This window comes from Bacillus gobiensis, from assembly GCF_001278705.1.
Classification (GTDB): Bacteria; Bacillota; Bacilli; order Bacillales; family Bacillaceae; genus Bacillus; species Bacillus gobiensis.
This window is the reverse complement of sequence record NZ_CP012600.1, coordinates 1871774-1884667: the sequence shown is the minus strand read 5'-3', so window position 1 is coordinate 1884667 and position 12894 is coordinate 1871774. Positions and strand designations below refer to the sequence as shown.

The 12894-nt window shown below is 41.3% G+C and carries 15 protein-coding genes; all 15 read left to right on the top strand.

Translation table 11 applies throughout. The features are described from left to right. Positions 1-29: 29 nt before the first annotated feature. The 15 genes from AM592_RS09415 (at position 30) to AM592_RS09345 (ending at position 12498) form a co-directional block, all read left to right on the top strand. Complete coding sequence (locus AM592_RS09415; protein ID WP_082363915.1) at positions 30-296, top strand: IreB family regulatory phosphoprotein; 267 nt, start codon at positions 30-32, stop codon at positions 294-296. Positions 297-303: 7 nt separating this feature from the next. After that, positions 304-720 carry a Holliday junction resolvase RuvX gene (gene ruvX / locus AM592_RS09410; RefSeq protein WP_053603564.1) on the top strand — a complete coding sequence of 139 codons (417 nt, stop codon included), beginning with the start codon at positions 304-306 and terminating at the stop codon, positions 718-720. 17 nt (positions 721-737) lie between these two features. Then, complete coding sequence (locus AM592_RS09405; protein ID WP_053603563.1) at positions 738-1016, top strand: DUF1292 domain-containing protein; 279 nt, start codon at positions 738-740, stop codon at positions 1014-1016. A gap of 151 nt (positions 1017-1167) precedes the next feature. Continuing rightward, entirely contained in the window at positions 1168-2295 is a 1128-nt protein-coding gene (mltG, locus tag AM592_RS09400; protein ID WP_082363913.1) for an endolytic transglycosylase MltG, read from the top strand. A gap of 227 nt (positions 2296-2522) precedes the next feature. Further along, on the top strand, positions 2523-3185 hold the full coding sequence (locus AM592_RS09395; RefSeq protein WP_053603562.1) for an O-methyltransferase: 663 nt from the start codon (positions 2523-2525) through the stop codon (positions 3183-3185). After that, positions 3182-4114 (top strand): peptidase U32 family protein, encoded by a 933-nt coding sequence (locus AM592_RS09390; RefSeq protein ID WP_053603561.1) that lies wholly within the window; start codon positions 3182-3184, stop codon positions 4112-4114. The genes AM592_RS09395 and AM592_RS09390 overlap by 4 nt, the downstream gene beginning before the upstream one ends. A gap of 17 nt (positions 4115-4131) precedes the next feature. Next, entirely contained in the window at positions 4132-5400 is a 1269-nt protein-coding gene (locus AM592_RS09385; protein WP_053603560.1) for a peptidase U32 family protein, read from the top strand. Between the two features lie 6 nt (positions 5401-5406). Further along, the gene (gene udk, locus AM592_RS09380) at positions 5407-6042 is read left to right on the top strand and encodes a uridine kinase (protein ID WP_053603559.1); all 636 of its coding nucleotides are present in this window, start codon (positions 5407-5409) and stop codon (positions 6040-6042) included. Between the two features lie 239 nt (positions 6043-6281). Further along, complete coding sequence (greA, locus tag AM592_RS09375) at positions 6282-6758, top strand: transcription elongation factor GreA (RefSeq protein WP_053603558.1); 477 nt, start codon at positions 6282-6284, stop codon at positions 6756-6758. A gap of 51 nt (positions 6759-6809) precedes the next feature. After that, positions 6810-8552, top strand: coding sequence for a peptidoglycan D,D-transpeptidase FtsI family protein (locus AM592_RS09370; protein ID WP_053603557.1), 1743 nt, complete (start codon positions 6810-6812; stop codon positions 8550-8552). A 52-nt stretch (positions 8553-8604) separates the two neighbouring features. Then, positions 8605-9282, top strand: a complete 678-nt coding sequence (locus AM592_RS09365) for a YrrS family protein (protein ID WP_225970349.1) — start codon at positions 8605-8607, stop codon at positions 9280-9282. A 93-nt stretch (positions 9283-9375) separates the two neighbouring features. Continuing rightward, on the top strand, positions 9376-10068 hold the full coding sequence (mtnN, locus tag AM592_RS09360) for a 5'-methylthioadenosine/S-adenosylhomocysteine nucleosidase (RefSeq protein ID WP_053603556.1): 693 nt from the start codon (positions 9376-9378) through the stop codon (positions 10066-10068). A 55-nt stretch (positions 10069-10123) separates the two neighbouring features. After that, positions 10124-11047: a PLP-dependent cysteine synthase family protein gene (locus tag AM592_RS09355; protein ID WP_053603555.1), complete on the top strand. Its 924-nt coding sequence runs from the start codon at positions 10124-10126 to the stop codon at positions 11045-11047. A 2-nt stretch (positions 11048-11049) separates the two neighbouring features. Next, a complete protein-coding gene (locus AM592_RS09350) occupies positions 11050-12189 on the top strand; it encodes a bifunctional cystathionine gamma-lyase/homocysteine desulfhydrase (RefSeq protein ID WP_053603554.1) in 1140 nt (379 codons plus the stop codon). A 75-nt stretch (positions 12190-12264) separates the two neighbouring features. After that, complete coding sequence (locus AM592_RS09345; protein ID WP_053603553.1) at positions 12265-12498, top strand: YrhC family protein; 234 nt, start codon at positions 12265-12267, stop codon at positions 12496-12498. Positions 12499-12894: the final 396 nt, after the last annotated feature.

Genomic DNA, 12894 nt, shown 5'->3' with positions numbered 1-12894 from the left:
CGGGAATCTGGAAAAGAGGTGCATTACTTTTGAGCTCGTATGATAAGACGATGAAATTTAACTTTTCTGACGATTCGGCTGAAACCCACGTGGACGAGGTGCTGCTCACCGTTTATGATGCCCTTCAAGAAAAAGGGTACAATCCGATCAACCAAATTGTGGGATACTTATTATCAGGGGACCCTGCGTATATCCCAAGGCACCGAGACGCCAGAAACCTGATTCGTAAGCTTGAAAGAGATGAACTGATTGAAGAGCTTGTGAAATCGTACTTACAACAGAATAAAGAGGCATAAAAAATACATGCGGATTATTGGTTTAGATTTAGGCTCCAAAACACTCGGAGTTGCACTCAGCGACGAGATGGGTTGGACAGCACAAGGAATAGAAACAATCCAAATAAATGAGGCAATAGGAGACTATGGCCTAATCAGACTGTCGGAATTGCTAAATGGCTACTCTGTCGAAAAAATTGTGCTCGGTTTTCCGAAAAACATGAATGGTACGGTAGGGCCCAGGGGAGAGGCAAGCCAAAAATTTGCTGAAGTTCTTGAGGAAGCATACGGGATTCCAGTCGTTTTATGGGATGAGCGGCTTACGACAATGGCAGCGGAAAAAATGTTGATTTCAGCTGATGTCAGCAGAAAAAAGCGCAAAAAAGTAATTGATAAAATGGCTGCAGTCATGATTCTTCAAGGCTATTTAGACAGCCTGAATTGAAAATTGGAGTGATTATAATGGAACATGGTGAGAAAAACATCACGATTGTAGATGACAATGGAAATGAACAGCTTTGTGAGGTTCTTTTTACGTTTGAAAACGAAGAATTTGGCAAATCTTACGTTCTATATTACCCGGTCGAAGCCGAGGGGGAAGAAGAGATCGAAATTCACGCATCCAGCTTTACTCCGAATGAAGATGGAACAGATGGTGAACTATTGCCAATAGAAACGGAAGAAGAATGGGATATGATCGAAGAAACGCTAAACACCTTCCTTGCTGAAGAGGACGAATAATAAGAAGAAGCTGCCTTACATAGGCGGCTTTTTTGTTGTTTGGAGAAGTAAAAAAAGGTGTCAGAAAACATACCATATATCTCATTCCTATTTCAATTGCCGAACTAAATCGAATCATGTAGTATAGTAGCAGAGAGAAGGGAGGAATAAGATGCCTACTAAATTTTCAAACAAATCATTTGAAAAAAAGCTCCAGGAAAAGCGGATCCAAGCGAAAAAAGTACGGAAAATTGTTTTTTCCATTATTGCTGCTATCGTGGTGGTAATTGCCGTTTCTGCCGGAGGAGCTTATTTTTACATAAAATCCGCGCTTGAACCAACTGATTCAACAAATAATGAGTCCATCCACATCAATATACCAAGCGGATCATCTGTTTCCGATATTGCTGGAATTTTAGAATCAAATGAGTTAATTAAAGATAGCAGGATTTTTAGATACTATGTCAGATTTGAAAATGTTTCGGGATTTCAAGCAGGAGATTTTAATTTGAAGAAAAGCATGGGTACATCTGAAATAATTGAGAAACTGACTAAGGGGGAAAATGAGGTTGCCTTTCAACTGATTGTCCCTGAAGGAAGAAAGATTGATCAAATTGCTGATACCATTGCTGAAAATACAAGCTACTCAAGTGAAGAAGTAATGAAAACCCTTGATGATCGGAAATTCATAAATGAATTAAAAGAAAAATATCCGGAAACGATCACCGATGAAATTTTCAATAAAAACATTAAGCACCCTTTAGAAGGATATCTTTATCCGGCGACATATCCGTTTTACAATCCGCAAACCTCTTTGAAAGAAATTGTTATCCGGATGGTTGAGGAAACGGATAAACAAGTGAAAAAATATAAATCGACGATGGACGAACGAAATATGTCTGTCCATAAAACATTGACGATGGCTTCGCTGATTGAAGAAGAAGCAACGGCTAAAGTGGATCGGCATAAGATTTCAAGCGTTTTTCATAATCGATTAAAGAAAGATATGCCGCTGCAGACGGATCCGACTGTCCTTTACGCTCTTGGAGAGCATAAAGACAGGGTTGTTTATAAAGATCTCGAGGTCAATTCTCCTTTTAACACTTATAAAAACAAAGGACTGACACCGGGACCGATTGCAAATGCAGGGACAACCTCGTGGGAAGCAGCACTTAACCCAGAGAATACTGAATTTGTTTATTTTCTTGCCAAAAAAGACGGTGAGGTTGTTTTTACAAAAACATTGGAAGAACATAATGCTGCAAAAGAAAAGTTTATTATTAATCCAGAAGGCGAATGATTAAGAGGAGAGTAAGCGTGCTCTCCTTATTCGCTTTTCTCTATGAATTATGGTAAAATATATCGGGTTATTTACATGTACCTACGAGAGAACAATTCCTGAGTGCTCAGTCTTTTTAGAATGAGGCTCTTTTTTTGAGAGACACGCTTTTCGGTTTATAAGCATGTGCCAGATTCAAAAACAGGCTCGGGCTTCATAGCCGATTGTGCAAAAGGAGGGGCCTGCTTGTGAATATTATGCAGGATCAAATCAACAAATATATCGAAAAGTTTATCCAGCCAACATCTCTTGAACTGGCAAAGTTGGAGGCTAAAGCAAAAATAAATCATGTACCGATTATGGAAAGCACCGGAATTGAAGTTTTGCTTCAGCTATTAACAATAAAAAAAGTAAAACGAGTGCTCGAAATTGGTACAGGTGTCGGGTATTCAGCAATCCGTATCGCCACTGCTCTGCCGGAAGCAAATGTCTTTACTGTCGAACGGAATCAAGAACGCTATAACGAAGCGATCAAAAATATAAAAGAATTTCAACTCAATGAACGAATTCATGTTTTCTATGGAGACGCCTTGGAATCAGCTGATGCTGTTCGTACGGTTGCCCCATACGATGCTATCTTTATCGACGCTGCCAAAGGACAGTACAAGAAATTTTTTGAAACATTTGAACCGATGCTTGCAGACGATGGTCTGATCATTACCGATAACGTTTTGTTTAAGGGGCTTGTCGCTACAAATTACGAGGAGCTTGAAGATAAAAGAAAGCGGAATCTCGTATCAAAAATCGATGGCTATAATGAATGGCTTATGCAAAATACATCCTATCATACGACGATTATTCCTGCAGGAGATGGAATTGCCGTCAGCACAAAAAGAGGTGAACAGTTATGAAAACGACTCCAGAGCTTTTGGTGACACCTGCGAAAGCAGAACAAATTTCTTCCCTTATAAAAGCAGGGGCGACCGCATTTTTAATCGGTGAACAAAAGTTTGGACTGCGTTTAGCAGGAGAATTTCCAAAAGAAGAAATAACGAAAGCAGTGCAGCTTGCACACCAAGGCGGAGCAAAAATTTTCGCGGCCATGAATGCGATATTCCATAATGACATGGTACCGGAGCTTGGCAGCTACCTTTCTTTTTTAAAGGAAGCCGGTGTAGATGAGGTTGTTTTTGGCGATCCTGCTGTTCTTATGGAGGCGAGAGAGTCAGCTCCTGATATGCCGCTTCATTGGAGCACAGAAACAACGGGAACCAATCATTTTTCTTGCAATTATTGGGGGAAAAAAGGGGCTAAGAGGGCTGTTCTAGCGAAAGAACTCAGCCTGGACAGTGTTTTGGAAATCAAAGAAAAGGCAGAAGTGGAAATCGAAATTCAAGTACACGGTATGACATGCATGTTTCAGTCAAAACGCTCCCTAATTGGAAACTATTTTGAATATCAAGGAAAAACAATGAATATCGAAGGCGATAAAAAGGAATCTGGAATGTTCCTTCACGATAAAGAACGGAATTACAAATACCCGATTTTTGAGGATGTTAATGGCACACATATTATGAGTCCGAATGATGTGTGCATGATTGACGAACTCGGGGACTTTATCGATGCGGGAATCGACTCCTTTAAAATCGACGGGATTTTAAAATCACATGACTATCTGCTTGAGGTTACCCGCATGTATCGCGAAGCAATCGACCTATACATGGCCGATCCTGATGAATATGAGAATCGAAAAGATGCTTGGGTCGAAAAAATCGAATCGATTCAACCAGTAAACAGAAATATAGATACAGGATTTTTCTTTAAGGAAACCGTATATTAAACGAAGGAGGGGATAAAATGACAGCAGTGAAGGATCAAATTTCTTCTGTCGTTAATGGAAAAAGAGTCATAACAAAAAAGCCAGAGCTTCTTGCGCCTGCCGGCAACCTGGAAAAATTAAAAATTGCCGTCCATTACGGGGCAGATGCTGTTTTTATTGGTGGTCGTGAGTATGGTCTCCGCTCCAACGCTGACAACTTTTCAATCGAAGAGATGGCAGAAGGTGTGAAATTTGCAAAAGCATACGGCGCAAAAATTTATGTTACAACGAATATTTTTGCTCATGAGGAGAATATAGACGGTCTTGAAGACTATTTGAAAGACCTTGAAAAAGCGGGAATAACCGGGATTATTGTCGCTGATCCGTTAATTATAGAAACGTGCAAAACGGCAGCTCCAAAGCTGGAAATACATTTAAGCACACAGCAATCGCTGTCCAACTGGAAGGCAGTTCAGTTCTGGAAGGAAGAGGGCCTTCATCGTGTCGTCCTGGCGCGGGAAACGAGTGCGATGGAAATTAGGGAAATGAAAGAAAAGGTTGACATTGAAATCGAAACCTTTATTCATGGAGCAATGTGTATTGCTTACTCCGGCCGCTGCGTGCTAAGCAATCATATGACGGCAAGAGACTCCAACCGTGGGGGCTGCTGCCAGTCTTGCCGCTGGGATTACGATCTCTATCAACAGAATGGTACAGACGCAGTGGCCCTCTATAATGAAGAGGATGCGCCATTTGCGATGAGCCCAAAAGATTTGAAGCTGATTGAATCGATTCCGCAAATGATTGAAATGGGAATCGACAGTTTGAAAATTGAGGGCCGAATGAAATCGATTCACTATATCGCAACCGTAGTCAGCGTCTACCGTAAGGTTATTGATGCATACTCAGCAGATCCTGATCATTTTGAGATTCAGGAAGAATGGCTCAAGGAGCTTGATAAATGCGCGAATCGTGATACCGCCCCCGCATTTTTTGAAGGCGTTCCGGGTGTCAGTGAGCAGATGTTTGGCCAGCACGGCAAAAAGACAACTTTTGATTTTGCTGGTCTTATTCTTGACTATGATGAAGAGACGGAGCTAGTGACTCTCCAGCAGCGCAATTTCTTTAAAGTTGGTGATGAAGTGGAATTTTTTGGTCCGGAAATTTCAAATTTCACTCATGTAATTGATGCAATTTGGGATGAGGACGGAAACCCTTTGGATGCAGCCCGCCATCCCCTTCAAATCGTCAAGTTCAAAATCGGCAGAAAGCTTTTTCCGAGCAACATGATGAGAAAGGGGAAATAGAGAAAAATGGGGAAAAAGCCTATAATAATTGGAGTAGCAGGAGGGTCCGGTTCAGGTAAGACTAGTGTCACAAAAGCTATTTATGAACATTTCAAAGGACACTCCATACTCATGATCGAGCAGGATTTTTATTACAAAGATCAAAGTCATCTTCCATTCGAAGAACGGCTAAACACAAACTATGATCACCCTCTGGCATTTGATAATGATTATTTGATTGAGCATATTCAGCAACTATTGAATTATGAACCGATTGATAAGCCCGTATACAACTACAAGCTTTATACTCGTTCAGATGAGGTGGTGCGAGTAGAGCCAAAGGATGTCATCATTTTGGAAGGTATCCTTATCCTTGAGGACGAGCGGCTTCGCGACTTGATGGACATTAAGCTGTATGTTGATACAGATGCCGATTTGCGAATCATAAGAAGGATGCTTCGTGACATAAAGGAAAGAGGCAGATCGATTGATTCTGTCATCGAACAATATGTCACCGTAGTCCGACCAATGCACAACCAGTTTGTTGAACCGACGAAAAGATATGCCGATATCATTATTCCCGAAGGTGGCCAAAATCACGTAGCGATCGATTTAATGGTGACAAAAATCCAGACAATCCTTGAACGAAAAGAAATTTTGTGAAACAATAGCATATACAATCTCTGCAAAAGTCCATATTATGTATAGGTTGGAAAGGTATGAAAAAATATCTTTCAAGGATGTTTTTTTAATTGCATGATTTAACAATTTAAGCTAACATAAAATTCATTAATATGGGAGAGAAGAACGAGGACATTGGTGTCCTCATTCTTGTATATTTAAGGCTGTGCTCTCATACATAATACAAGTGATGAGCGACCAACCAGAAGGAGTGAAGGAAAATGGCACAAGAGAAAGAATATCCTATGACAGAAGAAGGAAAACAAAAGCTCGAACAAGAGCTTGAATATTTAAAAACAGTGAAACGTAAAGAAGTTGTGGAACGAATAAAAGTAGCACGGAGCTTTGGAGACCTTTCCGAAAACTCTGAGTACGATTCCGCAAAAGAAGAACAAGCATTTGTAGAAGGACGAATTACTACTTTGGAAAACATGATCCGCAATGCGAGAATCATTGAGGATGATGTGACAAATTCAAATATAGTCGGTCTCGGTAAAACGGTAACATTCGTAGAATTACCGGATGGAGAAGAAGAATCGTATACCATCGTAGGAAGTGCGGAAGCAGATCCGTTTGAGGGCAAAATCTCGAACGATTCACCAATTGCCAAAAGCCTGCTCGGAAAGCAAGTGAGCGATCAGGTGACGGTTCAAACTCCAGGCGGAGAAATGTTTGTTAAAATCATAAAAATCTCTTAAAGGGTTTATGATCGCTTAGCCTCGTCCACAATGTGGATGAGGTGTTTTTGTATGAAATCGTTTAATCGAGTAAAGCTGGTTTTGATTGTTTTCATATTGTTCTTTCTCATTCTTATCTATAGATTGATCGATATCCAGTTAATTTCGACTGAATCCTTTTCCAAGCTGAAGGTGAATTTGTTGCAGGAAAGCGTCAGGCAGCGAACAGAAGAAGTCGTAATTTCAGACGGAAGGGGATCCTTTATAGATAGAAATGGTGAATCTCTATCTATAAAAGAAAAGCCTGCTGTCATAGCTTTTCCTTTTATCAAAGATCAGCCCGACCTGATCCGGCAAGCTTCTGAGATTCTTCACATCGATGAAAACAGGCTGAATGACCTGTTGTCAGATGCAAAAAAGCCTGTCGTTCTAGAAGAAAAGATTACCGATCAGTCCATTAAAGATATAAATAACTTAAAGGCTGTCGGCATATATGGTGTATATATGGAAGAAAAAATAAACGAAAGGCTTGCGATGCATGCATTAGGAGTCACAAATGAAGATCCTGGACTGCTGAGGGCTAAATACCCGGACAAAAAAGATTTGTCCATTCGAACGGAAGTAGGTACTAGCGGCTTGGAACGGACATTTGACGAATTTTTGCTCCCTGAAACCGAAACGAAGCTTTTATATCATGTTGACGGAAAAGGAAACCCTTTGTTCGGTATGGACGTCAAATATAGTGCGGAAGCCAATGCCTTTTATCCGCTGAAAATTCAGACGACACTGAATAAAAAGCTGCAGGAATCACTGGAAGCAGTACTAAGAGACTATCAATTGACGAAAGGGGGCGCAGTCCTGGTTGATATTGAAAATAGCAGTATCGCGGCAATGGCCAGTAAGCCGGATGTGAACATGTCTGATCAAATGACAATGCAAAATCTTATGCTCTCCCCTGTTTATCCCGGCTCTGTATTTAAAACAGTGATTGCCGCTGCAGCTATTGAAAACGGGCTCGATCAGCCATCAAAGACGTACGATTGCAATTTGAACCTGTACGGAGAGCAAGGCGACGATAAAGGAAGGCTCTCCTTTGAAGAAAGCTTTGCCGAGAGCTGTAATTATACGTTTACACAGCTTGCTGAAGAAATGACAACCCGCAATCAGGATGCGATTGAGGATATGGCGGAAAAGCTGACACTGACACAAAATGTTGGATGGGAAGGAACTCTTTATCATCAGGAAAATTTCAGGCAATTGTACAACGAGCCGAAAAGCATGATTTGGAAAGACGAAAATGACAAACGAATTAAAAAAGCCATTGATCAAACGGCTATTGGCCAAAAGGATGTCAAAATCACACCTCTTCAAGCGGCAAATATGATGGCAACGATTGCAAGAGGCGGGGAAAAAGAACAAATTCGCCTAGTTGAGAAAATAAACTATAAAAATAATACGACGATGTATACATTCAAGGAGCAAAAAATGCCGGGGAAACAGCTCGATCGTTACACCGTCCAAAAAATGCAAAAGCTCCTTAGGCAGGTGGTTACTTCAGAAAATGGCACGGGTAGAAGGTTTCAAGATCTTCCGTATCAGGTTGCCGGAAAATCGGGTACCGCTGAAACCGGCTTGAAGAATGATCAGGGGAAAAAGTTATACCATAAGTGGTTTGCCGGCTATTTTCCTGCCGACCAGCCCAAATATGCCCTAGTTGTCGTTCATATGGATACTACAAGTGAACAAGCGGCAACTAACCCTGTGTACTATGACTATGTTAAAAAGGTTTATGAAATTGAAAATGGGCAGAAATAGAACTACTTGTTTATAAATGATAGAATAAGGTGTAAGGCAAGAGGGAAAAGGAGTGTATACGAAATTGGAAGAAAATCGTTCATCCCGCTATGAGAAACAAGATAAGCGGAGAAAAGCAAATTTTGTCCTTAACATATTAATTGGAATTGTTGCGATATTAATTGTTTTGGTTGCTTCACAGCTTTTAAGGAATCCACCTTCAAATGAGCAGGCAACCACCAATCAAGAAAATGAATCAAGTGCACCTGCATCGGATGATAAGAATCAGTCTGGCGGAGAAGATCCAGGCTCAAACGATGATTCAAACGAGACAGCAAATGATCAAGATGATCAAGCTGATAAAGATAACGATGAAGGCAACAGCGATAAATCAGACAGTGATGACCCGTTTGCCGGAGCAAAAGTTACCGAAGGCGGATCTTCTTCTGATGTTGAGCAGACGATCGTGAATCCGGAGTGGAAAGCGGTAGGGACCGAGCAGACTGGCGATCACGTAGCAACGTATGACGATAGTTCAAAGGATTGGGCAGAAATGCTGAAAGCGATGTCGTATGCAACAGGAGTATCTGAGGATAAAATGACCGTTGTATGGCTAGGGAATAACGGCGGACCTCAGGACGCAAAAGGAACAATTAAAGATAAAGAAAGTGGAGAAAAATATAAGGTTGAAATCACATGGGAAGACGGGAATGGATGGAAGCCGACTAAGGTTGAAAAATTAAAATCTTAAAAAACTGATGCGAAACGCATCGGTTTTTTCCGTACATATAGAAAAAGATGTCGTAAATAAACTAGTAATGTATGCCAAGAAAGGATGAAATATATGAAAATAGCGGTTATTGGAGCAATGGAGGAAGAGGTTTCTATTCTTAGAGACAGTCTTAAATTCACGAAGCAGGAAGTGTTAACAGGATATGAGTTTACGAGCGGGCGTTACCAAGATAAAGAGGTTGTCCTGTTAAAATCTGGTATCGGTAAGGTGAATGCGGCAGTGAGCACTACACTTTTGCTTGATCATTATCAGCCGGATTTTGTTATTAACACAGGCTCAGCCGGAGGGTTTCACCATACACTGAATGTAGGGGACGTTATTATTTCAAGTGATGTGCGGCATCATGACGTGGATGTCACTGTGTTTAACTATGAGTACGGCCAGGTTCCCGGGATGCCGGCAGCTTTTGCAGCAGATGACCGGCTTATTATGTTGGCGGAAAAAGGAGCAGAAACACTAAAGCCGTTACAAGTGGTTAAAGGTACAATTGCGACAGGCGATTCATTTATGAATGATCCTGAACGTGTAAACTTTATTCGCAGCAAATTCCCAGATTTGTATGCTGTAGAGATGGAAGCGGCTGCTGTTGCACAGGTGTGCTGCCAATTTAAAACGCCATTTGTCGTTATTCGGTCGTTATCTGATATCGCCGGGAAAGAATCGGAAATTTCATTCGAACAATTTTTAGAAACCGCCGCAGCAAATTCTACTCAGCTCGTAAAAAGAATGCTTGAGCAATTATAAGGAGAGGGAGGGCTTCCTCTTTTCTCCCTGTTAATTTGTGAAGGAGGAGATGCAGGTGGCCGTGATCTCGGACATTACTGAGTTAATTGGAAGAACGCCATTGTTCCATGTAACAAACTTCCCATTGCCTAAAGGGGTAAATCTATACGCAAAGCTGGAAATGAGAAACCCGGGAGGAAGCATCAAGGATAGATTGGGAAAGAAGCTTATCCAAGACGCATTTACTTCGGGAAAGCTGGCCGAAGGAGGCACTCTAATCGAAGCAACGGCTGGAAATACGGGGATAGGACTTGCGCTTTGTGCGAGAAAATTTGGAATCAACGTCTTATTATGCGTGCCAGAGCACTTTAGTCAAGAAAAGATAAGTCTGATGAAAGCTCTCGGCGCACAGATTATTTATACACCAAGATCTGAAGGTATGAAGGGAGCAATAGACAAGGCATTAGAGCTGGAACGTGAAATCAACGGTTCCTATTGTGTCAGTCAGTTTAAAAACCGAGTGAATCCATCGACATACTATGATACAATTGCCCCGGAAATATGGGAGGACCTGCACGGTCGAATCGACATTTTTGTTGCGGGTTCAGGAACAGGCGGAACATTCACAGGAACAGCCCAATATTTAAAGGAGAAAAACAATCAGATTAAAACAGTGATCGTTGAACCTGAAGGATCGATTTTAAATGGGGGAATTGCGGGTCCGCATAAAACAGAAGGAATCGGAATGGAATTTATCCCTGAATACATGAATCCCAATCACTTTGATAAGATCTATACTGTCAATGATAAGGATGCTTTTCGGCTCGTTAAAGAAGCGGCAATAAAGGAAGGATTACTCATTGGAAGCTCTTCAGGCGCAAGCTTATATGCCGGATTGAAAGAAGCGGAAGCCGCACAGCCAGGAACTAACATTGTCACCATTTTCCCGGACAGCAGTGAACGTTATTTAAGTAAATCCATATACGAAGGCGGGATATAGCGATGAAGAAAAAAACAAAGGTCATACATGGGGGCATCACGGGGGACGACCGCACAGGAGCCGTTTCTGTCCCTGTTTATCAAGTAAGCACATACAAGCAGCAGAAGGCGGGGCAGCACTCCGGATATGAGTATTCCCGTACAGGAAACCCTACCAGGGCGGCTTTAGAAACGATGATTGCCGAGCTTGAAGGCGGACATTCCGGCTTTGCATTCGGTTCAGGTATGGCCGCGATAACAGCTGTGATGCTCTTGTTCGATAGAGGGGATCATATTCTTTTTACCGATGATGTATACGGAGGCACGTACAGGCTGGCAAGTAAAGTATTACAACGAATTGGTATTGAAGCCACTTTTGTAGACACGAGCGATCCGGAAAAAGTGGAGGCAGCGATACAACCAAATACGAAAGCGATCTTCATTGAAACGCCGACCAATCCACTCCTTAAAATTACTGATTTACAAAGAGTATCCCAAATTTCCGTACAAAATCACCTCTTGTTTATCGTTGATAATACATTTTATACGCCGTATTTCCAAAACCCTATCCAGCTTGGGGCTGATCTCGTACTTCACAGTGCGACGAAATATATTGGCGGCCACAGTGATGTTGTAGGCGGACTCGTGGTAGCAGCCAATAAAGAGCTAGGGGAAAAGCTTCATTTTATTCAAAACTCAACGGGAGGAATTCTTGGGCCGCAAGATTCATGGCTTTTGCTTAGAGGAATTAAAACATTGGGTCTAAGGATGGAAGCGCATGAAAAGAACGCTGAGAAAATTGCAGCGTACCTAATCGATCATCCACAGGTCAAGCAAGTTTATTATCCCGGGCTTGCAACTCATACCGGTCACGAGCTGGCAAAGACTCAAAGCAGTGGGTTTGGAGGGATGATATCATTTGAAATTGATGAAGAAAAAGTAGATTCTTTTTTATCGAAGCTGACCTTTTTTGTCGTTGCAGAAAGTTTAGGTGCAGTTGAAAGCCTTATTTCTGTTCCGTCTAGAATGACTCATGCTTCCATCCCAATTGAACGGCGGCTTGAATTGGGAATTACTGAAGGTTTAATCCGTATATCTGCTGGAATCGAAGACTCGTCGGATCTCCTTGAAGACCTCGATCAGGCATTTAAAGCGATTGGCTGAATTTTCTAGTCTTTCATCCTTTAAATCTATGTTACTCTTACCTGTATAAAACTTATGATTGGCAGGTGAGGAAGCTTGAATGCAAAACAACTGAAGTCACTCGCGGAGGATTACAAGCAATTTGCGTTTACTTTGCTTGCGATCAGCGCGTTTTTATATATTGGATCCGTTCTTCCGAATCAGGAATTAAACATAGAGAAAAAAAATCTTTTACTATTTGTTGATTGTTTGTTTATTGCTGCCTCTTTTTTATGCGTAAAGAGATCCTTGCATTATAAGAAACAATTAGAAAAAGCAGAAGATGAATGAATTCATCCGGCTTTCATGAGAAAAAATCTCATTGAAGCCGGTTTTTTGTGTCAAGAGCACAAATGTGTCTATTTTTTAAAAATCACGTTTACAAAAAGGAAACTGTTGGATATACTTACTAAGTAAGAAAAAAATTAGCTAAGGAGGTTGATGAAAATGAAGAAGATTAAATTTGTAAAACATACCCAATTAAATACGTTTTTATTCAACCTGCGGGAGAATTGGTGCCCTTCCTTAACCGAGGCTAATGAAAGGCACACTTGCGTTTAATAAGATTGAAAACATTCGCGAAAAACTCCTCCGCAGGCCGATAGAACTTCTCCTGCGGATTTTTTATGCCCGCAGGAAGAAACTCAGGAGCGGGCTGTTTGATTTACTTGAAGGGAGGTGAGCGAT

Coding starts and splice junctions, on each gene's coding strand:
- mtnN (WP_053603556.1), top strand. CDS start 9,376: ATGAAAATAGCGGTTATTGGAGCAATGGAGGAAGAGGTTTCTATTCTT.
- AM592_RS09385 (WP_053603560.1), top strand. CDS start 4,132: ATGACAGCAGTGAAGGATCAAATTTCTTCTGTCGTTAATGGAAAAAGA.
- AM592_RS09350 (WP_053603554.1), top strand. CDS start 11,050: ATGAAGAAAAAAACAAAGGTCATACATGGGGGCATCACGGGGGACGAC.
- mltG (WP_082363913.1), top strand. CDS start 1,168: ATGCCTACTAAATTTTCAAACAAATCATTTGAAAAAAAGCTCCAGGAA.
- ruvX (WP_053603564.1), top strand. CDS start 304: ATGCGGATTATTGGTTTAGATTTAGGCTCCAAAACACTCGGAGTTGCA.
- AM592_RS09370 (WP_053603557.1), top strand. CDS start 6,810: ATGAAATCGTTTAATCGAGTAAAGCTGGTTTTGATTGTTTTCATATTG.
- AM592_RS09405 (WP_053603563.1), top strand. CDS start 738: ATGGAACATGGTGAGAAAAACATCACGATTGTAGATGACAATGGAAAT.
- greA (WP_053603558.1), top strand. CDS start 6,282: ATGGCACAAGAGAAAGAATATCCTATGACAGAAGAAGGAAAACAAAAG.
- udk (WP_053603559.1), top strand. CDS start 5,407: ATGGGGAAAAAGCCTATAATAATTGGAGTAGCAGGAGGGTCCGGTTCA.
- AM592_RS09390 (WP_053603561.1), top strand. CDS start 3,182: ATGAAAACGACTCCAGAGCTTTTGGTGACACCTGCGAAAGCAGAACAA.